This window comes from Streptomyces amakusaensis (assembly GCF_039532665.1).
GTDB lineage: Bacteria > Actinomycetota > Actinomycetes > Streptomycetales > Streptomycetaceae > Streptomyces > Streptomyces amakusaensis.
Map to the genome: position 1 here is coordinate 219,781 of NZ_BAAASB010000010.1, position 24,986 is coordinate 244,766.

Below are 24,986 nucleotides of genomic sequence, written 5' to 3' on the forward strand. Positions count from 1 at the left end.
GGGGCGCGGGGACGAACCGTCGCGGGAACCGCGCTCCGGGGATCAGCCCTGGAGCTCCGCCTCCATCTCCGCCTCCATCTCCGCCCGCATCTCCGGGGGAAGCTCTTCGTCCGAGAGCATCTCCTCCGGCGGGCCGCCGAAGAAGCCCTCGATCAGCTCGTCCATCTTGACCTCGGAGGCACCGGCGGGGGCCTCGGGCTTCTCGCCCTCCCCCAGGCGCAGAACCAGCGCGATCTTTCCGGCGCTCTTCTTCTCCGCCAGCGCGGCGAGGTCGACGGAGACCTCGTTCAGCGAGCCGTTCTTGAGGGTGAAATCGGCCTTGGCCTTGCTGTTCGGCAGCTCCTTGAGGTCCTTGGCCGTCGGCAGGAGGTCCTCGCCCCGCGGCAGGTCCTTCGCCAGCGGACGGAGGGTGTCGATCAGCTCGGTGACCAGAGACCGGAGCGAGGCGGTGGCCGTGATCCGCTCGGCGCCGTCCTTGCCCTCGGTGGTGCTGAACTCCGTCTCGCGGGAGATGGCCTTGCTCAGCGCGTCGACCACCTTCTTCTGCGTCGCGGCGTCGAGGGTGGGCTCCGCCGAGGGCTCGGCACCGGCCTCGTCCAGGCCCTTGCTCATCTCCTCGGTGGCCTGCCGGGCCTCCTTGGCCGAGAACTTCACCCAGTCGCCCGCCAGCAGGCCCTTGAGCGGTCCGGCGCTCTCGGGCAGTTCGTCCTCGGCCGGCGCGGGCTCCCCCATCAGCCCGGCGACCACCTTCGCGTCGAGGCGGAAGTAGACGTGGTCGCCGACGAGCCGGTACTCGACGGCATCGCCGTCCGGGGTGCTGAACTTCATCGCCATACCGGTGAGGTCCTTCTCGCCCGAGTCGGCGAGCGGCTTCTTCGACTCGACGGAGAGGGAGATCTTTCCGCCGGCGAACGCCTCGGCGATCTCCTTGGGCATCTTCTCGCCGGGCCCGGAGCTCTCCGCCTCCAGGGCGGTGAGCGTCTGGGCGTCGGCGTCCAGATCGAGCTCCAGCGAGATCGACTTCTCCTTTCCGAGCTTCTCGAACGCCCGGTCCAGCTTCTGCCCGGCGGAGAGGTTCTCCACCGTTCCGCACGCGGCTGCGCCCGTCACGACCAGGGTGACGACAGCGGCGGCGGTCAGGGTTTTACGTATGGCGGAAATGTCGGTCTCCTCATTGGTACGACCATGGAACTGGTCGATGAGGAGACCGGTCAGCGCCTCAGAAGGTTGTACGTGCACCGCGTGATAATTCCGCCCGCCCGGCCGAGGCCGCGCTTTTGTCGTGTTTGCCGGGACTACTGGCGCGAGGACCGGCAGCGGGCCAGGGCCTCGCCCTGGGCGGCGGTGAGACGGCCGGGGGTCGCGGTGGCGGTGTGCGCGCCGGATGCGGACCGCCGCAGGGTGAGGGGGTCGGTGGCGTGCGGATCCCGCTCCGCCGCCTCCAGGGCCCGGCGGATCCGCGGAGCGGGCCAGTCGAGTGCCGCGGCCAGCTCCTCCGGGGAGAGGGGGACGCCCGCCGTCACCAGCGCGGCGAGTACCGTCCGGACGTCGTCGGCGGCGGGGCCGGCCGGGCCGCCGGACATGTCGTCGCTGAGCCGGGCGAAGAACCCGCCCATCTCGGCCAGCCGGGCCCCGGCGGGGGTGGCGGCGTGGAGGAGGTCCGCGCCGCGCCGGGCGGCATCGGCCCACATCGCGTTCGTCCGGGCGCTGGTCAGCCAGGCCCGGAGCCAGACGCCGTCGTCGATGACATAGCGTTCGCGCCGCCGGCGGTCCTCGCGCTCGCGCCGGACCACTTCGAGGCCTTCGAGATATCCGACGGCCTTGGACACCGAGGCGGGGCTGACCTTCAGGCCGCGCACCAGCTCGGCGGCGGTCAGCGCCCCCGAATCCGTGGTGACCAGACGGGCGAGGACCCTGGCCGCCATGCGCGGAAGGCCGGTGGCGACCATCAGCGCGGCGAACTCCTCCGCGAAGTCCCGGACCGCGTCCGGGTCACGGCCGTAGGAGCCGGTCAGGGGCGACGGGACGGCGGCGGGCGCGGCACGGGTCCCGTGCCGCCGGGCGCGCCGCTTCGACGCCTCGTGCGCGCCGTCGGCCCGATACCCCTCGGGCCCTCCGTTGCGGGCGACTTCGCGGGTCACGGTGGACGTCGGTCTCTCCAGGTCCCTGGCGATCTCCGCGTACCCCAGTCCCCCGTCGAGCCCCGCCCGGATCCGCCGGCGGTCCTCATGCGTCAGCCTTCCGCCCGGCACTCGCGCCTCCCTCGGCCCTCAACTCCGTCCAGTATATGCGTTCACCCTCAGATCATTGCAACGATCCGCCGGGTGTCGTTGCATTCACCTACTATCTCATTGCAATGCTCGCCATTAATACCCTTCTTTCTAGGGGCAATTCACTCGATCGACTTTGACGAAAAATTGAATGCAACGTAGCTTTCGCATCACTGTGAAGGCACTCCGAGGAAGGTGACATGACAGCGGACGAGGTAACCGTGCTCGACGTCGACGGTCTGCGGATGGGGTACGGCGCGAAGGAGGTGCTGCGCGACGTGTCGTTCCGGGCCGGCCCGGGGGAAGTGATCGCCCTGCTGGGCCCCAACGGGGCGGGCAAGACCACCACGATCGAGATCCTGGAGGGCTTCCGGGTCCGGTCGGCGGGCCGGGTGAGCGTCCTCGGAACGGATCCGGCGCACGGCGACGAGCGGTGGCGGGCCCGGCTGGGAGTGGTGCTCCAGTCCTGGCGCGACCACGGCAAGTGGCGGGTGCGCGAGCTGCTCACACATCTCGGCACGTACTACGCCCCCTACTCCACCGACACGATCCGGCGGCCGTGGGACGCCGACGAACTCATCGAGGCGGTCGGTCTGACGGAGCAGGCGGGCAGCAGGGCGGGAACGCTCTCCGGCGGTCAACGGCGCAGACTGGACGCGGCGATCGGTCTCGTGGGCCGTCCCGAGCTGCTGTTCCTGGACGAGCCGACCACGGGCTTCGACCCCGAGGCCCGGTACGCGTTCCACGACCTCGTCCGCCGGATCGCCCGCGATCACTCGACGACGGTCCTGCTCACCACCCACGATCTGGCCGAGGCGGGCAAACTCGCCGACCGGATACTGATCCTGGCCCAGGGACGGATCGTCGCGGACGGGTCCGCCGGCGAACTGGCCCGGCGGCTCACCGGCGAGGACGAGGTCCGCTGGACCCGCGACGGCCGCAGCTTCACCATGTCGACACCCGACGCGACCGCGTTCGTCCGTGGTCTCTTCCAGCGGTACGGCGAGGCGATCGGCGAACTGGAGGTCCGCCGGGCCACCTTGGAGGACACCTATCTGGCCTGGTCCCGCCGGCACGAGGCGGACACCCACGAGGCGACGGGGGCGAACCGATGAGCCCCGCGACCCCCGCGGCCCCCGCGGCCACGGCGGTGCGCGCCGGTCTGGCCCGGGGCCTGATCGAGCTGCGGCAGTCCTTCACCAACGGCGGGGACCTGCTGTCCCATCTGCTGTGGCCGGTGCTCATGCTCGCGGTCCTGTACGCCGTGCGGAACAGGGAGTTCGGCGGTGACGGGCTGCTGCTGGGCACGCTGGCCCTGCCCAGCGTCCTGGGCATGAACGCCGCGCTCGGCATGGTCAGCATGAGCCAGCATCTGACCGCCGAGCGCGAGGACGGCACCCTGCTGCGCGCCAAGGCCGTCCCCAACGGCGTGCGGGGCTACCTCATCGGCAAGGTCGTCACCGTGGGCGGCGGTCTCCTCGCCGACCTCGCGATCTTCCTGGTGCCCGCCCTGTTCATCGTCGACGGCCTGGCCGTCGGCCCCGGCTCCTGGCCCACGCTGCTCTGGGTGCTGGCGCTGGGCATGGCCGCCACCCTGCCGATCGGCGCGATCCTCGGATCGGTGTTCTCCGGAGCCCGCGCCCAGGGGCTGATCCAGCTGCCGGTCCTGGGCATGATCGCCGTCTCCGGCATCTTCTACCCGGTCACCGCCCTGCCGGACTGGCTCCAGGTGGTGGCACAGCTGACACCGGTCTACTGGCTCGGTCTGGGCATGCGGTCCGCCCTGCTCCCCGACGCGGCGGCGGCCGTCGAGATCGGCGCATCCTGGCGGCACTTGGAGACCGCCGGGGTCCTCGGCGTCTGGGCCGTGCTGGGGCTGGCCGCGGCGCCGGTCGTGCTGCGCCGGATGGCGCGGCGGGAGTCCGGATCGGGCCTGGCCGCGCGGCGCGAGAGGGCCCTGCGGCGCGCCGCGTAGCCGGGCCGGCGGCCCCGGATCCCGCGGCTCCGGCCTGAGGCCGACACCGTCCCCGAACAGCTACATCTTTCGGTGTAGTCGCTGTTCATCTGCGGTCATGAGGTCTCCGGGAGAACCCGCCGAGACGATGAACACATGACCGAGACCCTGACCTCACCACCGGTGCCGGCCGCACCGTCCGCCCGGCTGCCACTCCTCGACGTACTGCGCGGGGCGGCGATCCTCGGCACCCTGATGACCAACGTCTGGATATTCACCAGCCCCGGCGCGGAGTGGGGCGCTCTCTCCAGCGGCATGTCCGAGTCGTGGCTCGCCTCGTTCCCGGACGCGGTCGAGAGTCTGCTGCGGCTGCTGGCGAACGGGAAGTTCCTGTCGCTGCTGACGATCCTGTTCGGCGTCGGTCTGGCGATCCAGTACGGATCGGCGGCGCGCCGGGGCGAGTCCTGGCCGGGCCGCTACCCCCGGCGCGCCCTGTTCCTGTTCGCCGAGGGGACGGTGCACTTCGTCCTGGTCTTCGCCTGGGACGTACTGATGGGGTACGCGGTCACCGCGTTGCTCGTGGCCTGGCTGCTGGCCCGCTCGGTCACGATCCAGCGCCGGGTGATGTGGTCGACGGCGGGGGTGCATCTGGCGCTGATGGGGGTGCTCACGGTGGTCCTGGTGGCGGAGGGGGGATTCTCGGAGGCTCCTGTCCCCCAGAAGGCGCGGGATCTGTACGCGCACGGCGGCTACGGGGAGCAGATCGCGTTCCGGCTGGAGAACGCCCTGGCCCTCCGGATGGAGCCGGTGCTGACGATCTTCCTGCTCGTCTTCCTCTTCCTGCTGGGCGTACGGCTCTTCCGGGCGGGCGCGTTCGGTGACGACGCCACCGGGCGGCGCATCCGCTCCCGGCTGCTGGTCTGGGGACTGGGGCTCGGACTCCCGATCAGTCTGCTCTCCTCGCTGGCGGGTCCGGAGCTGTTCCTTCTGGACCGCTACATCGGCGGGCCGCTCACCGCGCTCGGCTATGTGGGGCTGATCGGCGCGCTGGTCGACCGGGTGCGCCGGCCGGGGCCGCTGATGCGCGGTCTGACCAGCGTCGGCAAGACCGCTCTCTCGGGGTACGTGCTGCAGAACGTGCTGTGCGTGCTCGTCTCGTACGGGATCGGCCTGGGGCTGGCCCACCGGCTCGGCGACTCCTGGCGGCCGTGGTGGGTGCTGGCTCTGTGGGCCGTGGTGTGCGCCGTGCTGATGATCGGTTCGACGCTGTGGCTGCGGCGCTTCCGGGCGGGACCGCTCGAATCCTTCCAGCGGTGGGCGCTGCGCCGCTGAGGCCGGCGGAACCAGGCGGAACCGAGGGAACCCCGCGTACGTCCGAGCGGCACGAATGGCGTTGCGTACGGCGTACGGCGTACGGCGTACGGCGAGCGGGAAACGGGGGCGGGTGTGCGCGGGGTCGGGGCGGGCGTGCTCCGCCTGCGAGAATGTTGCGTACGCACGCAAGGAGGAGGCGGACCATGCCACGGACAGATCCCGTCACCATGTCCCGGTCGTTCAAGGTCGGGGTGTGGCGGTCGCTCATGGAAGTCCACAACGCGGTGCTGGGAGAGATCGAGCACGAGCTCGCGGAGCGTCACCGTCTGTCGGTGAGCGAGTTCGACGCGCTGGTGAACATCCCCCTGGCCGGCACCCGGCTGAAGGACCTCAAGGAGCGGATCGTCCTCACCCAGAGCGCGGTCAGCAGGCTCTGCGACCGGCTGGCGCAGCGCGGTCTGGTCACCCGTACCCCGATCGAGGAGGATCAGCGGGGCGCGATGATCACTCTGACGGACTCGGGCCGGAAGCTGCTGCGCGAGGCGGTGCGGACCAATGCCGAGGTGGTGGAACGGTCGTTCTCCGATCCCCTCTCCCAGGACGAGCTGCTGGCTCTGCACGGGGTCTTCGGGCGGCTGAAGGCCGGCGGGCAGCCGAGGGAGTGCGACGTCTCCGAGTGAGACAGCGGGCCCGGAACCCTTGCGGCACAAGGGTTCCGGGCTTTTCCGAGTGACCGGGAACAGATCCCGCACGGGCATGGTTATGATGAATGCGCAAGCAACAAACTGCTCGCACAGGCTCTCGCCACGGCCGCCCCGGCGGCCCGACCTCAAGGAAGCGGACATGAGCGGCAACAGCTACCTCACCGACCGGCTGACCCCCGAGAACACCGGCATCCTGCTCGTCGACCACCAGAGCGGTCTGATACTGGGCGTCCAGGACCACGACCAGAACCAGGTCCGCCGCAACGCCCAGGCGCTTGCCCGTACCGCCAAGGTCTTCGGTCTCCCGATCGTGGCCACCACCTCGGCCCCCCAGGGACCCAACGGCCCGCTCCTGCCGGAGCTGGTCGCGGAGCTTCCCCAGGGGACTCCGATCATCCACCGCAGCGGTGAGGTCGACGCCTTCGACGACCCGGCCTTCGACGAGGCGGTCCGCGCGATGAACCGGCCGAACCTGGTGATCGCGGGCGTCATCACCGACGTCTGCCTGATGTTCGCCTCCCTCTCCGCCCTCGGCCGCGGCTACAAGGTCCACTCGGTGCTCGACGCCTCCGGGACCACGAACACCCTGGCGCGGGAGACCTCCCTCTTCCGTCTGCAGAACGCGGGGGCCACGCTCAACAGCACCGTCGGAGTCATCTCCGAGCTGCTGCGCGACTGGAAGAACCCCGGCGGCCCCGGCACCGCCGACATCTTCGGCAACCTCGCGATGCCGTTCTACGGAGCGGTGAGCGCCAGCCACGCCTCCGCTTCCGGCTCCGGCTCCGGCTCCGGCGACAGCCGCGGCTGACCTCCGTACCCGCCACAGCACTCGGCGCGGTCCGCCCCACTTCCGGGGCGGGCCGCGCCGAGCCGCGTCATGGCCGGGTTCAGTGGAATCCGCCGCGCCGGAGCGGCTGCGGGCGGGGGAAGCCCCCGTCCATGGGCGGTCTGCCGCGCGGAACGGCGGCTTCCTGCTCGACCGGCGGGGCGAGCGTGGCCTTGCCGGGAGGCTCGGTGGGCGGGCGCTGGTCGGCGGGCTGACGGTGCTCGGCCGGGGGCGGCGGCGGGGGCGGGGTGCGATGGCGGTGGCGTGCGCCGGCCTGACGAGGGGGCCGGAGCATGGTGATGAGACGGACGAGCTGCTGGAAGCAGGCCAGGGCGGCGAGGGACGGCAGGGCCGCAGCCGCCGCGTCGGTGAATGTCCGGGGGGCCTGGGCGACACAGAGCAGCGTGGCGAGGAGGGAGAAGGCGAGGACCACGGACCAGGAGTGCACCGCCCGCCGCCGGTGGAGCGAGGCCCGGAGGATGGACAGGGAGGCGACGGTCCAGGGGCCGTAGACCAGCAACGGCCACCAGCTGACCAGCCCCTGGGAGATGCGCGGGTCGGCGATGCTCCGCAGCGGGTCCAGCGCGATCATGACCCCGAGGGCGCTCACCATGGAGACGATGACGGCGGCGACCGCCGCGATGAGGAAGCTGACGACCCGCATCAGCACCGCCCGGGGGCTCCGGGCGGGCTGCCTGCGGCGACGGCGGTGGGGCGGGGGCCTGAGCGGCCCGGCGGCGGGCCCCGGCAGACCCGGGTGCGGAAGGCCGTCCGGCGATTCGTGCGCGTGATCGTGGACATGGCCGTGAACATGGGCGGAAGCGTGAGCGGGAGCGAGATCGAATTCATGGGTGTCGGAGGTCTGGAGCAGCTGTTCCAGTTCCTCGGTGGGGTCCCATGTGGCGTCCAGCTGCTCCATTCCCACCGGAACGACCGGCTGATAGACGGTCATCGGGTCGCCGGGCACCGGAATATAAGTGTCCTCCCAGGGAACGTATCCGCTCCGGTCGGGGTAGGGGGCGGCACCGCCATAGGTGTCGTACTCGTCATACATGGACGACGCGCCCCGTCCATTCGTCGCCGTGCCCGGCCGAGGACTCGTGCGGCGTGCCGGACAGCCGGTGGAAGTCGGCCTGGATCTGGCCGATCGCCGCCAGCAGATCCCTGAGCACCGAAGAGGCGTAGGTCAGCTCGATACGCCGGTCCTCCTGCTGAAGCATCGCCTCTCCGCCCGAGCCTGAGACAAATGCCCATGCGCCCATGGTGACCGCGGCGGGGCCGGCGGCACGTCCGGCGGCGGCCGGGGATGGAGTCCTCGTTCTCGTCATATTCCGAATAACGACAGAATCAGACCCCTGATGTGCAGCAACCGGGCGATATCTTTAGGCCGCACGGGCGGTTTATCCGGCAATTACATCGCCTTTTACGACGAGAGTAGAAACGGTTCGTCGAAAACCCTTTCGAGTACGAGCGAATCCGGCGGACGGCGCGGCCGGAACGCAACGCGACGGACCGGCGGCCGGGTACGGAAATCACCCGGCCGCCGGTCCGTTCGGTTCAGCTCTTGCGGCCGACCCCGCCCAGGGCGATGGTGTCGCCCTCGGGCCCGGTGGCCGAAGGGTCCGGCCGCCAGTGGGCCAGCGGCACGACGCCGGGCTCCAGCAGCTCCAGGCCCTCGAAGAACCCGGCGATCTCCTCGTGGCTCCGGAGGAAGTAGGGCGCGGCCCCGCTCTCGTTGTAGCGGCGGGTGGCCTCGGCGTTGGCCAGGTTGGTGTCGACGCTGTCGTTGAACACCAGATGACTGCCGGACGGCAGGGCCGCCATCAGCCGGTCCACGATCGAGCGGGCCCGCCGGTACTCGGTGACATGGCCCACCACCTGCATCAGCGTGAGCGCCACCGGCCGGGTGAGGTCGAGCGACCGCGCCGCCTGCCGGATGATCGCCTCGGGGTCGTGGAGATCGGCGTCGATGTAGTCGGTGGCGCCCTCCGGGGTGCCGACCAGCAGGGCCCGGGCATGGGCCAGGACCAGCGGGTCGTTGTCCACGTAGACGATGCGCGAGGAGGGCGCGACCCGCTGGGCGATCTGATGGGTGTTGTTCGCGGTGGGCAGGCCCGTGCCTATGTCCAGGAACTGACGGATGCCCACCTCGCCGGCCAGATGCTCCACGGCCCGGCCGAGGAACGCCCGGGAGTCGCGGGCGAGGTCGACGACCCCGGGGAACTGCGCGCGGAACGCCTCGCCGACCTCCTGGTCGATGGCGTAATTGTCCTTCCCGCCCAGCCAGTAGTTCCAGATCCGGGCCGAGTGCGGCAGCGAGGTGTCCATGATCGTCCCCTGCCCCTCGGTCTGTGTGTCGGCGCTCACGCGGTGAACCTCCTGGTCGTGGTCGGTCGGCCCAGTATCCCCGTACCGCGCGCCCCGGATTCACCGGCCCGGGGTGTGCCCGGCGTCCCGAGTGTCCGCCGTATTCGCCCCGCCCGCCGTGCTCTTGGGGTTTTTCAGCACCTCGATCACGCTCGCGTAGCTGCTGGATCCGTGGCCCGCCGCGCTGGCGCGCTTCATGGTGGCCCTGAGCAGTTCGGGCAGTCCGTTGTCGAGGCCGCGCTCCCCCGCCGCGTGGATGAGGTGGTCGACCGTCGAGATCTGTACATCGACGGTGGCGTCGTCGCCCGGGTAGCTGCCGGCGTCCACCTGGGAGGCGTAGGTGGTGAGGAAGTCGTTCACGGTGGCCAGCCAGCGGATCGCGATCGGGGTGAAGGCGGTGGCGCTCGTGCCTTCCGTGCCGACCAGGGCGGTGCCGTGCAGCCAGCCCGTCAGGGTGGACCACATCAGCCCGAGGAGGGCGGCGTCGTAGAGCGAGGCGAGGCCCGGGGCCGTCCCGAGGTGGAGGGGGTCGCCGAGGGCAGCCAGGGTGGCCCGGTGTGCCTCGAAGACCTCCGGCGCGCCGCTGTACAGGAACATCCGCCCCGGGTCGCCGACCCCGGGCGGGGTGGTCATGATCGCGCCGTCGAGGTACTCGGCTCCGTGTGCCCGGGCCCACGCGGCGGCCTCCTCGGCCTGTTCCGGGGAGTTGGAGGTGAGATTGACCAGGGTCTTGCCTGCGAGGGACCCGGCGACGGGGTCGAGTACGCCGTGCACGGCGTCGTGGTCCAGTACGCAGACGACGACGAGCGAACCGGCGGCGACCGCCTCCCCGGGGGTGGCGGCCACCCGGGCTCCCCGCTCCGCCAGGGCCAGGGCCTTCCCGGGCGAACGGTTCCACACGGTGGTCGGGTGCCCCTGTTCGAGCAGGGCGGTGGCCAGTGCCGATCCCATCAGACCCAGTCCGATGACGGTGACGGCGGGAAGGCCGGTGTTCATGTGGTGCTCCTTGCGTTTCTCACGGTTCTTGCGCTTCTTGCGTTCGAGTACGCGTTCGATCGCGTACGGACAACGCTCTCAGCGCGCGCCCGCCCGGGACAGTGACAGGAGTGACAGGCGGCACCACATTCCTGCCATACGCTTCGGGGCATGAGCGCTGGTTCCGTCGCCCTGGTCGTGCCTCCCGGTATCGGGGTCCCCTCGTGGGACCTGTACGAACTGAGCATCCCCTGCACCGTCTTCGGGAAGCCGCAGCCCGATCTCGCCGACCGCTGGTACGAACTGCGGCTCTGCGAGGTCGGGGGCGGCGCGTGGGGCGACGGCGGTGCGGACGGGGCGGCCGGGCTGTCACTGCGGACGCCCTACGGGCCCGAGGGCCTGATCGGCGCGGACACGGTCATCGTGACGTCGGTGCCCGACGCCTGTGTGGACGAGGGCGCGCCGGTGCCGCCGGAGCTGGTGGAGGCGCTGCGGCTGGCCCATGAAGCGGGCGCGCGGATGGTGTCGCTGTGCACCGGGGCGTTCGCACTGGCGGCGGCGGGGCTGCTCGACGGCCGGCGGGCGACCGCCCACTGGATGCACACCGCTCAACTGGCCGAGCGCCATCCCGAGGTGGAGGTGGACGACTCGGTGCTCTATGTGGACGACGGCGATGTGCTCACCAGCGCGGGGCTGACCGCCGGACTCGATCTCTGTCTGCATCTGGTCCGCCGCGATCTGGGCGCGCGGGTCGCCAATCAGCTGGCGCGGCGGATGGTGGTGCCCGCGCACCGGGTGGGCGGGCAGGCCCAGTTCATCGAGTCGTCGGTGCCGGCCACCGACGACGAGGGGCTGGGGCCGGTGCTGGAGTGGGCCCGTGAGCGGCTGTCCGATCCGCTGACCGTCGACGACCTGGCCCGGCGCGCCGCGATGAGCCCCCGGACGTTCTACCGGCGGCTGCACGCGGCGACCGGGACGACGCCGCTGCGCTGGCTGCTCCAGCAGCGGCTGGGGCAGGCCCAGGCGCTGCTGGAGTCCACCGGGCTGCCGGTCGAGAAGGTGGCGGAGCTGAGCGGGCTCGGCACGGCCAACAATCTCCGGCACCACTTCGTCAAGCATGTGGGGGTGTCGCCCGGCGCGTACCGGCGGGCCTTCCCCAGGGCGGTGAACGGCCCGCCTTCCGCCGCCCGGTGAGCACGGGTCACCGGGCGGGGAGGACGGGCCGGGCGGCGAGAGGGAAGAGCCGGTCAGCCGCCGATGTAGGCCGCGAGGTGCTCACCGGTGAGGGTGGAGCGGTCGGCGACGAGGTCGGCGGGGGTTCCCTCGAAGACGATCCGGCCGCCGTCGTGGCCCGCGCCGGGGCCGAGGTCGATGATCCAGTCCGCGTGGGCCATGACCGCCTGGTGGTGCTCGATGACGATGACCGACTTGCCGGAGTCGACCAGCCGGTCGAGCAGGCCGAGCAGCTGCTCGACATCGGCGAGGTGGAGGCCGGCGGTCGGCTCGTCGAGGACGTACACGCCGCCCTTCTCCGCCATGTGGGTGGCCAGCTTGAGCCGCTGCCGCTCGCCGCCGGAGAGCGTGGTGAGCGGCTGTCCGAGGCTGAGGTAGCCGAGTCCGACGTCGGCGAGGCGGCCGAGGACGGCGTGCGCGGCGGGGGTGCGTGCCTCGCCCGAGCCGAAGAACTCCTCGGCCTCGGTCACCGGCATCGCGAGCACCTCGCTGATGTCACGGCCCCCGAGGCGGTATTCGAGCACCGCCGCCTGGAACCGCTTCCCCTCGCACTCCTCGCAGGTGGTGGCCACGCCGGCCATCATCGCCAGGTCGGTGTAGACGACGCCGGCGCCCTTGCAGTTGGGGCAGGCCCCCTCGGAGTTGGCGCTGAACAGCGCCGGCTTCGCGCCGGTGGCCTTCGCGAACGCCTTGCGGATCGGGTCGAGGAGCCCGGTGTACGTGGCGGGGTTGCTCCGCCGTGAGCCGCGGATCGCCTCCTGGCCGATCGAGACCACATGCGCGCCGGCCTCCCCCGACCGGTGCGGCAGCGACCCGTGCACGAGGGAGCTCTTGCCCGAGCCGGCGACGCCGGTGACGACGGTGAGCACCCCGAGCGGGATGTCGACGTCGACGTCGCGGAGGTTGTGCGTGCTCGCACCGCGGATCGCCAGCTTGCCGGTGGGCTCCCGTACCGCCTTCTTGAGGGCGGCCCGGTCGTCGAAGTGGCGGCCGGTGACGGTGGTGCCCGCCCGCAGCCCGTCGACGGTGCCCTCGAAGCAGACCCGGCCGCCCGCCGAGCCCGCGCCGGGGCCGAGGTCGACGATGTGGTCGGCGATCGCGATCGTCTCCGGCTTGTGCTCCACGACGAGTACCGTGTTGCCCTTGTCCCGCAGGCGCAGCAGCAGCTTGTTCATCCGCTGGATGTCATGGGGGTGCAGCCCGGTGGTCGGCTCGTCGAAGACATAGGTGGTGTCGGTGAGCGAGGAGCCGAGGTGGCGGATCATCTTGACGCGCTGCGCCTCGCCGCCCGACAGCGTTCCCGAGGACCGGTCGAGCGAGAGATAGCCGAGCCCGATCTCGACGAAGGAGTCGAGGGTCTGCCCCAGGGTGGCGAGCAGCGGTGCCACCGAGGGTTCGTCGAGGCCGCGGACCCAGTCGGCGAGATCGCTGATCTGCATCGCGCAGGCGTCGGCGATGCTGATCCCGCCGATCCGGGAGGAGCGGGCGCCCTCGCTGAGCCGGGTGCCTTCGCACTCGGGGCAGGAGGTGAAGGTGACCGCCCGGTCCACGAAGGCCCGGATGTGCGGCTGCATCGCCTCCCGGTCCTTGGCGAGGAACGACTTCTGGATCTTGGGGATGAGTCCCTCGTAGGTGAGGTTGGCGCCCTCGACCTTCACCTTGGTCGGCTCGCGGTAGAGGAAGTCCTGCATCTCCTTCTTGGTGTACTTGCGAATCGGCTTGTCCGGGTCGAGGAAGCCGGACTCGGCGTAGAGCCGCACGGTCCACCAGCTGTCCGACTTCCAGCCGGGGATGGTGAACGCGCCCTCCGCGATGGATTTTGAATCGTCGTAGAGCTGGGTGAGGTCGATGTCGGAGACCGTGCCCCGGCCCTCGCAGTTGGGGCACATGCCGCCGGTGCGGGTGAAGGTCTGCTTCACGGTCTTGCTGCCGGCCCCCCGGTCGACCGTGATCGCGCCGCTCGCCCGGACGGAGGGGACGTTGAAGGAGAAGGCGTTGGGCGAGCCGATGTGGGGCAGGCCGAGCCTGCTGAAGAGGATGCGCAGCATCGCGTTGGCGTCGGTGGCGGTGCCGACGGTGGAGCGGGGGTCCGCGCCCATCCGCTGCTGGTCGACGACGATCGCGGTGGTCAGCCCTTCGAGCACATCGACCTCGGGCCGCGCCAGCGACGGCATGAAGCCCTGGAGGAAGGCGCTGTAGGTCTCGTTGATCAGCCGCTGCGACTCTGCCGCGATCGTGCCGAACACCAGCGAACTCTTGCCCGAGCCGGAGACGCCGGTGAACACCGTCAGCCGGCGCTTCGGTATCTCGACGCTGACGTCCTTGAGGTTGTTCACGCGCGCGCCGTGCACACGGATCAGATCGTGACTGTCGGCGGTGTGCGACGCGGGCGGCGGCGTGTCCGTCCTCTTGGCCTTGCTCATCGTCTCTCCATCGTGTTCGAGACCGCTCCGGCGGTCTCCGTCGGTGCGGTGCTCAGCGCTGGTGGGGCTGGGTGAAGCGGAGCATATTGCCGGCCGGGTCCCGGAAGGCGCAGTCGCGGACGCCGTAGGGCTGGTCGATCGGCTCCTGGAGCACCTCGCCGCCGGCGGCCCGGACGCGTTCGAAGGTGGCGTCGCAGTCGTCGGTGGAGAAGATCACTCCGCGCAGTACGCCCTTGGCCAGCAGCTCCGCCATCACCTGCTTGTCGGCCGGCGAGGCGGTGGGGTCGGCGAGCGGCGGTTCGAGGACGATCTCCACATCGGGCTGCTCGGGTGAGCCCACGGTCACCCAGCGCATCCCCTCGAAGGAGACGTCGTTCCGTACCTCCAGGCCGAGGGCGTCGCGGTAGAAGGCGAGCGCCTTGTCGTGGTCGTCGACTGCGATGAAGCACTGTGAGAGCTTGATGTTCATGCCTTCGAACCTACGAGGCGGCGGCGGATTTCGCTTCTCCGATCCTGACCGGTCTCGTGCGGATCTTGGCGACGCACGCCGGGATCACGGCACCGGCCTCGTGGCGGCGGGCCCGGTAGGCGCTGGGGGTCTCGCCGACCAGCTCGGTGAAGCGTGAGCTGAACGATCCCAGCGAGGTGCTCCCGACCGCGAGGCAGACCTCGGTGACATTCAGGTCGCCGCGCCGCAGCAGGGCCTTCGCGCGCTCGACACGGCGAGTCATCAGATAGTTGTAGGGCGTCTCCCCGAAGGCGGCCCGGAAGCTGCGGGAGAAGTGCCCGGGCGACATGAGGGCGACTCTCGCCAGCGCCGGCACATCCAGCGGCCGCGCGTAGTCGCGGTCCATCGCATCCCGCGCGCGGCGCAGCCGTACCAGGTCTTCCAGGGTCATGCCCACCAGCATCGCACGGCGGCCGGGGCGCGCCCGGCGCTCGGGCTTGTGGGGGTGTCGGTGCGGCACGGGGGCGGCACGGCCGTGGGACGCTCGGTCCGCGCGCCCGCGAAGCCGCGGCGGGCGCGGAGGCTGCGCAGGAGGCCCGGTGGATGTCAGCACGTTCTACGCACTCTTCTCGGCCACCTGTTTCACCCTGGTCGGACTCTGGTGGAACGTGGTGCAGAGCCATCCCGACTGGATGCGGGTCCCGGCGATGCGCCGGATCGTGGGCGGGATCTACCTCTCCTTTCTGCTGCCGGCTCTGATGGGGCTGTTCGCGCAGGTGGGAGGTACCGGTACGCCGGGGATCTGGCGGGCCGGCTTTGTGGTGATCTCCGTGGTCGGCTGTCTGTCGACGCTGCGTCTGCTGGCTCAGGGCTCCCGGGACGACTCCTCCGCCTCCCTGGTGCTGCCCCAGCTGGGGGCGGCGGCCGTCTATCTGCTGATCGCGGTCGTGGGGCTCGCCCCCGAGCTGGCGGACCCGCTCGGTCTCCGGCCGATCCAGGCGGAGGCGATCCTGCTGAGCCTGCTGATCCTTCTCGGCCACGGTCTGGTGTGGCGGTTCATGGTCGGCTCGGGGCGGCCCGCCGGGGCGGCCGGCTAGGGCCTGTCCGCCCGGGGCTCATGTCAGCGAGGGCGGTCCCCAGCGGGTGAGGTCGAAGGTGGGGTGCTGCGCCGCCGCGTTGGCGTCGCGCCAGATCCGCTGGAGCGGGTCGGTGTCGTAGAGCGCGCCGGAGCCGGCCGCCTCGAAGACGGTGTTGACGATCCGCCGGCAGTCGGTCCCGGCCCAGGCGATGTCACGGCGTACGGCGGCCCGCTCCCGCGCGGTGCCGCCGGGCGTCGCGGAGGCGGCGAGCCGGGCGAGGCCGGTGAGCAGCAGCGCTTCGGCGGCGTCGGTCCGGGCCAGGAGCGCGGGTACGTCCGCGCCCGCGCCGACGCGTCCCCGCTCCAGCAGGGCGTCGGCGGCGGCCCGGGCCGTGCCGAGGAGTACTCCGGCGAGGGGGAGCGTCCCGACGGTGGTGAACGCCATGCGGAAGGCGGGGGTCGGGGGCCGGTCGTACGGGGTGGGCAGGGCCGGGTCGAGCCCGCTGAGCGGGAGGACCCGGTACGCGGGGACGACGGTCTCGGAGAGGGTGAACGAGCGGCTGCCGGTGGCGCGCAGTCCGCTGGTGCGCCAGTCGTCCACCGGCTCGGTGTCGTCGACCGGGATCAGCATGACGTGGGGTTCCGGTTCCGCCCCCGCCGTGCGCGGGGCCCGGATCCCGGCGAGGATCCACCGCGCGTGGTCGATCCCGCTGCAGAACCGGCCGCGCAGATCGCGCAGGAGGTAGCCGTCGGCCACCTTCCGCGCGGGCGGTCCGGCGATCCGCAGCTGGAGGGCGACCCGGTTGTCAGGGGCGGCGAAGACCTCGTGGCGGGCCCGCTCCGGCAGCTGGGCCACGGCCCAGGTGTTGCCGCCGAGGACGGCGCGCAGCCAGCCGGTCGAGGCGCAGCCCCTGGCGAGCGCGGCGGTGGTGAGCAGGGCGGTGTCGAAGCCGAGGCCGAGGCCGCCCCACTCGCGGGGGGTGAGGACGTGGAGGAGTCCGGCGGCGTCGAGCCGCCGGAGGGTGTCGTGGGGGACGGCGCGGCGCGCCTCCGCCTCGGCGGCCCGTTCGGCGAGCAGGGGGGCCAGGGCGTGCGCGGCGGCGAGGGCCTCGTCGTGTCCGCGCGGGGCCCCGGGCGCGCCGTCGTCCTGAGACGCCGGTGCGGCGGATCCGGTGGATGCGGTGGATGCGGTGGGCGGCGGGGCGGTGTGCGTCATCGGCGGCCCGGCTCCGTTCTGTGGTCTCGTGGCGGCTCGTGTCGGCTCCGCCGTCGTGAAGGCGGGCGGCCCTTCAGCAGAAGTTAGGGTGCCCATAGTCAGATTGGATCCGATTCAAGGGCCATCGTCAAGCACGGCCGGTGGCGGATACTGATGCCCATGCCGTCCCGCACCCCTTCCCCGTCCGGCAAGAACCCCACGGTCGAGCGGAGGGTCTTCGATCTGCTCAACGCGGAGATCCTCGATCTGCGCCTGGAGCCGGGGGCCCACATCGTCACCGAGACCGTGGCGGAGAGCCTGGGCGTCTCCCGGCTGCCGGTGCGCGAGGCGCTGCGCGCGCTGGCGGGGCGCGGGCTGGTCGAGGTCCACCCGCACCGGGGGGCCTTCATCCCCCGGCTGGGCCCGGAGGATCTGGACCGGATCGTGGAGACCGTGGAGGCACGGGCGAGGCTGGAGCCCTGGGCGGCGGAGCTGGCGGCCGGGCGGCACCGCGCGGATCAGCTCGCCGAGCTGGACGCGGCGCTCGCCCTCGGGCTGGAGGCGCTGCGGAACGGGAACCGTCCGGCGGCCAACCGCGCGCACCGCGCGTTCCTTCGGCTGCTGACCCTGATGTCCGGGCACACGACGCTCATCGAGACGCTGGAGCCTCTCCAGTACCGCACCATGCTGGCCTTCGTGTCGGTCGTGATGACCGCGGAGCCCCAGGGGTGGGAGTCCCACCGGCTGGTGCGGGACGCCGTGGCCGACCGGGACGGGGCCGCCGCGAGCGCGGCGACGAGGCGTCATCTGGACGAGGTGCTGGAGGCTCTGCGGCTGCCGGGGAACGTCGTGGCGGCGACCGCGGGCCGGGGAGCCAGGACCGGCGGTCGCAAGCCGGGCGGCCGGCGGCTCGCGGCGCTGCGGCTGGAGGCCGGGCCGGCGGCGGAGCCCTCGGCGAAGTGATGCCGGCGCCCAGGGCTCCCCGCGTTCAGAGGCGGTGGCCCCGGACTCCGAGATCGACGCCGCCCGCCGAGGTGTGGCCGGAGAAGACGCCCCTGGCCCAGGTGTGCGCGAGCAGACGGAATCGCCGGCTGCCGCCGGGCAGCGGGACGGCGAGGTCGAGGATGTGCGGCCTGCTGCCGTGGGGGCCGCCCGAGGCGCGGAGCGCCTGTCCGTCCTCCGTCGTGTAGACGGCGGCGAAGGGGTGGGCCGACACGATGTCCAGTCTGCCGCGCACCCCGTCGTGGTTCATCTCCCAGACCCCTGCCCAGTCGGGGGCCGTGAAGCCCTGGGCGGGTGCGCCGGGAAGCGCCGCGCGGCCGAGGCTCAGCCCGAACGGGGTGCCGTTCCAGGTGGTCCAGCCCGCCGCGCTGTCGGGGTCGCCGCCGAAGACGTAGGCCCGGAACTCCTGTCCCGCCGGTGTTCCCGGGGGGAGACGGCCGGGGAGGTCGGCGACCCAGAAGTGCAGCCCCTGACCGTTCTGGGTGGTCACGCCGTTGACGTCGTAGGCCTGCCCGTTGCGGTAGTAGTCGCCGAGTTTGGTGGGGGCGTGCGGGTCGCTCCGGTAGTCGGTGGTCCGGCGGATCACGAGATCGCCGCGCCAGCCGTCGTGGTCCATCCGCCATCGGCCGATCCAGAAGGCGTCCCACTGCGGAGCGGCGTCGGGGGGCTGGACGGCGGTGACATAGCGGCCTCCGATGACCGGCCAGTCGGCGGAGTCGTAGGACAGCTCCAGGAACTCGCCCTCGCCCCAGGAGTTCTTGACCGTGTAGACGCGCCGGGCCCGGTCGTACCCCACCAGCAGCAGACAGTGCCCGGGGAGGTCCGCGACGACCTCGTGGCCCTCGGCGAGCACGGCTTCCACCTGGGCGGGCGAGGGCGAGTCCGGCAGCGCCGCAAATCCGGTCACCCGGAAGCGGGCCGAGCGGCGGGCGCGGGTGGGCACATGGGCCTCCAGATATTCAAAGGCGTCCACCTCCTCCTGGACGCACCCCGGGCCGAGGGATCCGCTCGCCGGGGTGGCGTGCCGGAGCAGGTCCATCGCCCAGCCGTCGAGATAGGGGGCGAGCGACTCCTCGGGAAGAGCGGTCCGGGCGAGCTTGTCGACGATGTCGGAGCAGCCCTGGAAGCCCCAGTAGGAGCTGTTGTTCTCGGGGTGGGTGCCGGTGCTCGCGTAGTCGGGGCGGAGTTCGCCCGCCTTGTGCACATGGAAGGCGAACTGCTCCGAGAGGTCGATCTCGACGCCGTGGGCGCGTTTGTACGCGGCCTCGACGGCGGCGCAGGCCGCGAAGGCGCAGCAGGTGCCGCGGCTGCCCTGGTCCCGGAATCCGGTCTGATGGCGGGTCAGGGAGACGGCCTGGCGGGCCGGGGCGGGAGGCGGGACGCGCACCAGTCCGTTCAGGAGGGCCGCGTCGTTGGCGCGGCGCACGGCGCGCCGGTGTGCGGCGGGGTCGTCGAGCAGATGCCGCTTGGCCTCGGCGATGTCTTCGAAGCGCAGGGGTCGCGGCATGCGCGGTCTCCGGTCTGTGGGTTCGGCCGGTCGGGCCGGTGCGTGCGCTCGCGAGACGCGGGGCGGGGCGGGGCGGGGCGGGGAAAACAGCGGGGAAGTGGGAATCAGCATGAAGATTAGTCGTCACCATGAGCGACCAAACGATTCTTCACGGTCACTGGAAAGCGTGGTTTACCGGCGGCTTCACGGGATTGTTCCGGCGCGCCCCATCGGCGGGAATCACGGGGTGAACGGCGGTCACGGTCACCGCCGATCGGATTTCGACAGCGGCCATTCGAATATCATCCTTTGTTACTTACCGCTGGTCGTACCGCATTTCAGGGGGCTCCGGGCACCCCTCGCGCGATGCGCGACGTGAGGCGGAAGGCACGGCGCGGACCGATATCGACGCAGGCCAACGGCCTCTCCCCCAGCAGGTAAATGGTCCAGACCTATTGACGTGCCGGTCCAGACCTTCCTAATCTCTGCGTCACCCTCTGTTGATTCCGGTTCGGGCGAACACCCATCGGAATCCAACGCACTTCACCCCCACACATGTTGAGCAAGGCCGATCACCCCGCGCCCCCCACGGGCGCGGCCCCCCACCAGGAGGATCCGACCGTGCTGTCCCCCACCCGTACACGGGCAACGCTGCTCTCGGCAGGCGCGGCCGTCGCCGCGCTGCTGGCCGGCGCGCTGTCGCCCGGCGTCGCACAGGCGGCCCCCGCGGCCCCGGTGGCGCCGCCCACGACTCCCCACGAGTCGTGTCGCCCCGACGGTCTGTACAAGACGCCGGGCGTCGACGTCCCGTACTGCTCGGTCTACGACACCGAGGGCCGCGAGAAGATGGGCGCGGACCATCAGCGCCGCATCATCGGCTACTTCGCCAACTGGCGCACCGGCAAGGACGGCAGGCCCGCCTACCTCGCCTCCGACATTCCGTGGGACAAGATCACCCACATCAACTACGCCTTCGCGGCGGTCGACTCCGCGAACAAGATCACCGTCGGCACGGACGGACCGAACAACCCCAACACCGGGATCACCTTCCCCGGCGTCCCGGGCGCGGAGATGGACCCGTCGCTGGCCTACAAGGGCCACTTCAACCAGCTGACGAAGTTCAAGAAGCAGCACCCCGACGTCAAGACCCTGATCTCGGTCGGCGGCTGGTCGGACACCGGCGGCTACAACGACGACAACGGCAACCGGGTCAACTCCGGCGGCTTCTACTCGATGACCACCAACGCCGACGGTTCGGTGAACCAGGCGGGTATCAACACCTTCGCCGACTCGGCCGTGGCCTTCATCAAGAAGTACGGCTTCAACGGCGTCGACGTGGACTACGAGTACCCGACGACGATGAAGGACGCGGGCAACCCGCTGGACTGGCAGCTCGCCAACGGGCGGCGCGCCGGTCTCGTCAAGAGCTACTCCGTCCTGATGAAGACCCTCCGCGAGAAGCTGGACCGGGCCGGCGCGGCCGACGGCAAGCACTACCTGCTGACCGTCGCCGCCCCCTCCTCGGGCTATCTGCTGCGCGGGATGGAGACGTTCCAGGTCCAGCAGTACCTGGACTACGTCAACATCATGTCGTACGACCTGCACGGCACCTGGAACGAGCACGTCGGTCCCCAGGCCTCCCTCTTCGACGACGGCAAGGACTCGGAGCTGGCGGGGGCTAACGTCTACTCCACCGCCCAGTACGGCGGCATCGGGTACCTCAACACCGACTGGGCCTACCACTACTTCCGCGGTTCGATGCCCTCCGGCCGCATCAACGTGGGTCTGCCCTACTACTCGCGCGGCTGGAAGAACGTCCAGGGCGGCACCGACGGTCTGTGGGGCAAGGCCGCCTCGACCACCTGCCCGGCCGGACAGAATCTGACCAAGTGCGGTGACGGCGCGGTCGGCATCGACAACATCTGGCACGAGACGGACACCGCGGGCAAGGAAGCCCCCGCCGGCTTCAACCCGATGTGGCACGCCAAGAACCTGGAGAAGGGGATCGTCGGCGACTACGTCACCAAGTTCGGTCTCCCCGCCGACACCAAACTGACCGGCACCTACGTCCGCAAGTACGACTCGACGCTGGTCGCGCCGTGGCTGTGGAACGCGCAGAAGAAGGTCTTCATCTCCACCGAGGACGAGCAGTCCATCGCCACGAAGGCCGACTACGTGGTCGACAAGGGCATCGGCGGCACGATGATCTGGGAGCTGGCGGGCGACTACCGCTGGAACGCCGCCAAGGGCCAGTACGAGCCCGGTGACACCCTCACCAACCTGATGTACCAGAAGTACAAGACCGCCACCCCGTACGGCAACAAGAAGACGAACATCGCGCTGCCGACCGACGCGGTCAAGGTGGACGTGGAGCTGGGCCAGTTCGCGCTGGGCGACTCCAACTACCCGATCAGCCCCAAGATGAAGATCACCAACAACACCACCAAGCCGCTGCCCGGCGGCACGGAGTTCCAGTTCGACTACGCGACCTCCGCGCCCGGCAACGCCAAGGACCAGTCCGGCTTCGGTGCGACGGTCATCCGCAGCGACCACACGGGCAACAACAACATCGGCGGCCTGAAGGGCGACTTCCACCGCGTCTCGCTGAAGCTGCCGGCCTGGCAGTCGGTGGCCCCCGGCGCCTCGGTCGAGCTGGACTTCGTCTACTACTCGCCGACCTCCACCCCGTCCAACTGGACGGTCACCTTCGGCGGCAAGACGTACTCCCTCGCCGGCGACCTGGCGCGCGGCACCAAGATCGTCGAGCCGACCGACGGCTCGGGCCCCGGCGGCCCCGGCGGCACCTGCACCAACCCGGCCTGGGCCGTGACCGGCGAGTACCCCGCCAACACGACCGTCTCCCACAAGTCCCGCAACTACAAGGCCAAGTGGTGGACGAAGGGCGACGAGCCCGGCGCCAGCCAGTGGGGTGCCTGGCAGGACCTGGGCGCCTGCTGATCCCCTCCTGATCCCGAAGGCCCCCGGCGGCGGTGTCCCTGGCCTTGCCGCCCCCGGGGGCCTTCGCCATGTCCCGGACATGACGGAGCCCCGTCGTCCGCCGAATCGGCGGACGGCGGGGCTCCTGGCCGCTGCCGGGGGTCAGGCGCGTTCGCGCACCGTGACGACCCTCAGCTCGGGCGAGGCGAGGATGTCCTTCTCGCAGAACCGGGGGGTCACCCACTTCTTCTCGGCCATCAGCCGGGTCTGGTCGCTGGAGTGCGGGGAGAGCGTGTTGGAGGACTGCCCGTACGCCAGCAGGGTCCGGGCCACCGGGCACCGGGAGCCGTCCCAGGTCACCGCCTGGATGTGGCTGGAGCCGTGGACCATCTCCGTGTAGCCGCCGCCCGCCGGGTCCCAGACGCCGATCATCATGTTCCACACACCGAGCCCGTGCGGGCCGCCGTGCACGGGGATCCTCGATCCGCCGCGCTCGACGAAGTGGTGCTCGCCCCAGGGCGCGTCCAGCGCGGCGTTGACGGAGCGCAGCTCCTGCACGGTGTCCGCCAGGGCCCGTGCCACGGCGGGCCGGCCGGTGTCGAGGGTGTGCGGGGTACGCACCGGGTCGGCCGCCGAGAACGGCGTCCTCCAGAGCTGGTCCTCGGGGAGGGCCCTGGTCAGCCGGTTCCAGAAGCGCTGGAAGAGCAGCGCGCCCCGGCTGTCGGCGTTGGTCGTCCGGTCCCACCGCTCCAGCACTCCGCAGGCCGCCGACACATCGACGACGGCCCCGTTCGTGGCGGTCGCGCTCCCGCCGGGCAGTGCGGCGCAGGCGCGTGCCGTGTCGGCGGCGGCCATGTCGCCGGCGGGCGTCCGGTTGGCGAACTGGAGCCGCTGGGCGTCCTCGACGGTGAGCCCGCCGCGCCGTGCCATCGCCGCGAGATCCTCGATGCCGCCGCGGGTGCGCAGCGAGCGGGAGGTGTCGAGGTCGCCGAAGACCCGCTCGTACCCCCGGATCGGGCGCTCGGCGTTGGCGAGCCAGGCGCTGTCGTTGGAGTTGGCGGCGTACGGCGCGTCCTTCAGCGTCGGCATCTTCCCCGGGCCGAAGGTGCCGGGCTGGACGGCGTCCTTGTCCGTGCCGGGTGCGCAGGAGGCGCGCGAGCCGTCGAGGACGGCGAGGCCGGCGGCCGGGTAGACGGCGCGGCCCAGGTCGGTGGAGCAGCGTTCGGCCAGGGCGTCGGTGATCCTGGGGAGCACCTGGAACTGGGTGTAGAGGCTGCCGCCGCGCGAGTCGGCGGCGACGGTGTTCACCCACGGCAGGCCCTGGGTGCGGTTCAGCCCCTTGAGTATTCCGCCGGTGCTGCGCGCCTTGCCGAAGGCGAGTCCGGTGTCGAAGAACCGCATGTGGCTCGCGTTGGGGTCGCCGACGGCGTAGGCGCGGTCGGCGGTCCAGGGCAGCGGCAGATCGCGGCCGAGCGCGGTGACGACGGGGCCGTACCGGGTCCACCACTGGGTACGGGTGACCGGGGCGCCGTCCTTGACCTCGACGGTGACGGTGCGCTTCCGCATCCGTTCCCGCTCGCCGTCGACCAGATAGGCCGTCGGGTCCTTCGGGTCGAGCGTCAGCTCGTGCAGGTTCATCGGGGTGCCGGTGGAGACGGTGTGGCTCCAGGCGACATGCCGGTTGTAGCCGATGTTGACGACCGGCGAGCCGAGCAGTGAACCGCCGGCCACGTTCAGCTCGCCGGGGATGGTCTGGTGGGACTGCCAGAAGCGACGGCCGCCCTGCCAGGGGTAGTGCGGATTGCCCAGCAGCAGGCCCCGGCCGTTGGCGGTGGTGTCGCCGTGGAAGGCGACGGCGTTGGAACCCATGCTCCGGCGGGCGTGGTCGAAGAGCTCCCGTGCTCCCCTGACGGCCCGGTCGGGGTCGATCTCGGCGTCGGCCGCCGCCCGGGCGGCCCCCGTGGCCGGCGGGGTGGCGGCGACGATGCCCTCGGTGGCCATGACCTGTCCGGCGGTCGAGGTCATCGCGTGGGAGAGCAGCGCGAGATCGTTGACGTCGACCGGGCGCACCCAGGAGCGGCCCCGGCAGGCCGGGTCGGCTATCTCGTTCTGGGCGAGCCAGGCGTTGTAGCCCCTGGCCCAGCCGCGCAGCAGATCCTTGACCTGGCGGCTGGGCCCCTGGGGCGCGGGCCGGGCGAGCAGCTTCTCGGCCGTGCGGCTGTCCCGCAGCCCCTGGAAGTAGAGGTCGCTGCTGAGGTTGGTGCGCCCTCCCGACAGGGCGTTCTCGGGTTTCGCGGCCGGGCCGAAGTGGCGGGAGCGGTCGGCGCGGAGGGTGACGAAGCCGTCGGCGAGGACGCACACCTGGTCGGCGGCCTGGGCCCAGCCCGAGCCGAAGCCGAGTCGGGTGTAGTCGCTCGCGGTGATGTGCGGGATGCCGTATTCGGTGTAGCGGATGGTGGCCGAGAGGGACCCGGCCGTCACCCGGGACACCCGCTCGCCGGGCGGGCCGTCGGCGGTGGCGGCGGCCGTGGGCGCGAGGGTCGTCGCGGTGGTCGCCAGCGCGATCGCGGCTATGGCGAGGGTACGGATTCGGCTGCCCCCGCGCGGTCTCCCCGAAGGGGACGCGGAAGAAGTACGGAAGAACAAAAGGTCTCCCAACCAGAGCTCTGCAAAAGGTTGTTGTGGGCACCATGGACCGGTTGCCCCACGACAACCCATCAGGAGTCAATTCCCTTTGTCAAGGACGGAACTTCACCGCTGGAATCTGCGTCTTC

At 71.3% G+C, this 24,986-nt stretch carries 21 protein-coding genes; 9 read left to right on the forward strand and 12 right to left on the reverse strand.

The window, feature by feature from the left end; translation table 11 throughout:
• Positions 1-42: 42 nt before the first annotated feature.
• Together ABD371_RS19365 and ABD371_RS19370 are read right to left on the reverse strand one after the other, a co-directional pair.
• Positions 43-1,239: a hypothetical protein gene (locus ABD371_RS19365; RefSeq protein ID WP_344478634.1), complete on the reverse strand. Its 1,197-nt coding sequence runs from the start codon at positions 1,237-1,239 to the stop codon at positions 43-45.
• Between the two features lie 56 nt (positions 1,240-1,295).
• Positions 1,296-2,252: a helix-turn-helix domain-containing protein gene (locus ABD371_RS19370; protein WP_344478635.1), complete on the reverse strand. Its 957-nt coding sequence runs from the start codon at positions 2,250-2,252 to the stop codon at positions 1,296-1,298.
• Positions 2,253-2,470: 218 nt separating this feature from the next.
• Between ABD371_RS19370 and ABD371_RS19375 the strand changes: the two genes are divergently transcribed.
• The 5 genes from ABD371_RS19375 to ABD371_RS19395 all read left to right on the forward strand — a co-directional run bounded on the left by ABD371_RS19375 (position 2,471) and on the right by ABD371_RS19395 (position 7,050).
• On the forward strand, positions 2,471-3,385 hold the full coding sequence (locus ABD371_RS19375; protein WP_344478637.1) for an ABC transporter ATP-binding protein: 915 nt from the start codon (positions 2,471-2,473) through the stop codon (positions 3,383-3,385).
• Positions 3,382-4,245, forward strand: a complete 864-nt coding sequence (locus ABD371_RS19380) for an ABC transporter permease (protein WP_344478639.1) — start codon at positions 3,382-3,384, stop codon at positions 4,243-4,245. The genes ABD371_RS19375 and ABD371_RS19380 overlap by 4 nt, the downstream gene beginning before the upstream one ends.
• Positions 4,246-4,380: 135 nt before the next feature.
• Complete coding sequence (locus tag ABD371_RS19385; protein ID WP_344478640.1) at positions 4,381-5,556, forward strand: DUF418 domain-containing protein; 1,176 nt, start codon at positions 4,381-4,383, stop codon at positions 5,554-5,556.
• Between the two features lie 185 nt (positions 5,557-5,741).
• A complete protein-coding gene (locus ABD371_RS19390; RefSeq protein ID WP_344478642.1) occupies positions 5,742-6,218 on the forward strand; it encodes a MarR family winged helix-turn-helix transcriptional regulator in 477 nt (158 codons plus the stop codon).
• A gap of 163 nt (positions 6,219-6,381) precedes the next feature.
• Entirely contained in the window at positions 6,382-7,050 is a 669-nt protein-coding gene (locus tag ABD371_RS19395; RefSeq protein WP_344478644.1) for an isochorismatase family protein, read from the forward strand.
• A gap of 79 nt (positions 7,051-7,129) precedes the next feature.
• Here ABD371_RS19395 and ABD371_RS19400 read toward each other — a convergent pair whose 3' ends face one another.
• From ABD371_RS19400 to ABD371_RS19415, 4 genes are all read right to left on the reverse strand, one after another.
• Positions 7,130-8,122 carry a DUF1109 domain-containing protein gene (locus ABD371_RS19400; RefSeq protein ID WP_344478645.1) on the reverse strand — a complete coding sequence of 331 codons (993 nt, stop codon included), beginning with the start codon at positions 8,120-8,122 and terminating at the stop codon, positions 7,130-7,132.
• Positions 8,115-8,288, reverse strand: coding sequence for a hypothetical protein (locus ABD371_RS19405; protein ID WP_344478647.1), 174 nt, complete (start codon positions 8,286-8,288; stop codon positions 8,115-8,117). The genes ABD371_RS19400 and ABD371_RS19405 overlap by 8 nt, the downstream gene beginning before the upstream one ends.
• A 337-nt stretch (positions 8,289-8,625) precedes the next feature.
• Positions 8,626-9,396: an SAM-dependent methyltransferase gene (locus ABD371_RS19410; protein WP_344478798.1), complete on the reverse strand. Its 771-nt coding sequence runs from the start codon at positions 9,394-9,396 to the stop codon at positions 8,626-8,628.
• A gap of 99 nt (positions 9,397-9,495) precedes the next feature.
• Entirely contained in the window at positions 9,496-10,431 is a 936-nt protein-coding gene (locus ABD371_RS19415; RefSeq protein ID WP_344478648.1) for an NAD(P)-dependent oxidoreductase, read from the reverse strand.
• 171 nt (positions 10,432-10,602) lie between these two features.
• Here ABD371_RS19415 and ABD371_RS19420 point away from each other — a divergent pair, with 171 nt between their 5' ends.
• Positions 10,603-11,604 (forward strand): helix-turn-helix domain-containing protein, encoded by a 1,002-nt coding sequence (locus ABD371_RS19420; protein ID WP_417801415.1) that lies wholly within the window; start codon positions 10,603-10,605, stop codon positions 11,602-11,604.
• A gap of 53 nt (positions 11,605-11,657) precedes the next feature.
• On the opposite strand, the gene ABD371_RS19425 is transcribed toward ABD371_RS19420, so the two are convergent.
• From ABD371_RS19425 to ABD371_RS19435, 3 genes are read right to left on the reverse strand one after another with little or no spacing between them, the layout of a single operon-like run.
• On the reverse strand, positions 11,658-14,066 hold the full coding sequence (locus ABD371_RS19425; RefSeq protein ID WP_344478652.1) for an ATP-binding cassette domain-containing protein: 2,409 nt from the start codon (positions 14,064-14,066) through the stop codon (positions 11,658-11,660).
• Between the two features lie 52 nt (positions 14,067-14,118).
• A complete protein-coding gene (locus ABD371_RS19430; protein ID WP_344478654.1) occupies positions 14,119-14,535 on the reverse strand; it encodes a VOC family protein in 417 nt (138 codons plus the stop codon).
• Positions 14,536-14,545: 10 nt separating this feature from the next.
• Complete coding sequence (locus ABD371_RS19435; protein ID WP_344478655.1) at positions 14,546-14,965, reverse strand: helix-turn-helix domain-containing protein; 420 nt, start codon at positions 14,963-14,965, stop codon at positions 14,546-14,548.
• A 148-nt stretch (positions 14,966-15,113) separates the two neighbouring features.
• On the opposite strand from ABD371_RS19435, the gene ABD371_RS19440 reads away from it, so the two are divergent.
• Entirely contained in the window at positions 15,114-15,611 is a 498-nt protein-coding gene (locus ABD371_RS19440) for a hypothetical protein (RefSeq protein WP_344478657.1), read from the forward strand.
• Positions 15,612-15,629: 18 nt separating this feature from the next.
• Here the strand turns inward: ABD371_RS19440 and ABD371_RS19445 are convergent, their stop codons facing one another.
• Complete coding sequence (locus tag ABD371_RS19445) at positions 15,630-16,808, reverse strand: acyl-CoA dehydrogenase family protein (RefSeq protein ID WP_344478658.1); 1,179 nt, start codon at positions 16,806-16,808, stop codon at positions 15,630-15,632.
• A gap of 159 nt (positions 16,809-16,967) precedes the next feature.
• Between ABD371_RS19445 and ABD371_RS19450 the strand changes: the two genes are divergently transcribed.
• Positions 16,968-17,750, forward strand: a complete 783-nt coding sequence (locus ABD371_RS19450; RefSeq protein WP_344478660.1) for a GntR family transcriptional regulator — start codon at positions 16,968-16,970, stop codon at positions 17,748-17,750.
• 25 nt (positions 17,751-17,775) lie between these two features.
• Here ABD371_RS19450 and ABD371_RS19455 read toward each other — a convergent pair whose 3' ends face one another.
• Positions 17,776-19,296: a hypothetical protein gene (locus tag ABD371_RS19455; protein WP_344478661.1), complete on the reverse strand. Its 1,521-nt coding sequence runs from the start codon at positions 19,294-19,296 to the stop codon at positions 17,776-17,778.
• Positions 19,297-19,896: 600 nt separating this feature from the next.
• On the opposite strand from ABD371_RS19455, the gene ABD371_RS19460 reads away from it, so the two are divergent.
• Positions 19,897-22,233: a chitinase C-terminal domain-containing protein gene (locus ABD371_RS19460; RefSeq protein ID WP_344478663.1), complete on the forward strand. Its 2,337-nt coding sequence runs from the start codon at positions 19,897-19,899 to the stop codon at positions 22,231-22,233.
• Positions 22,234-22,374: 141 nt separating this feature from the next.
• Here the strand turns inward: ABD371_RS19460 and ABD371_RS19465 are convergent, their stop codons facing one another.
• On the reverse strand, positions 22,375-24,858 hold the full coding sequence (locus tag ABD371_RS19465; protein WP_344478664.1) for a penicillin acylase family protein: 2,484 nt from the start codon (positions 24,856-24,858) through the stop codon (positions 22,375-22,377).
• Positions 24,859-24,986: the final 128 nt, after the last annotated feature.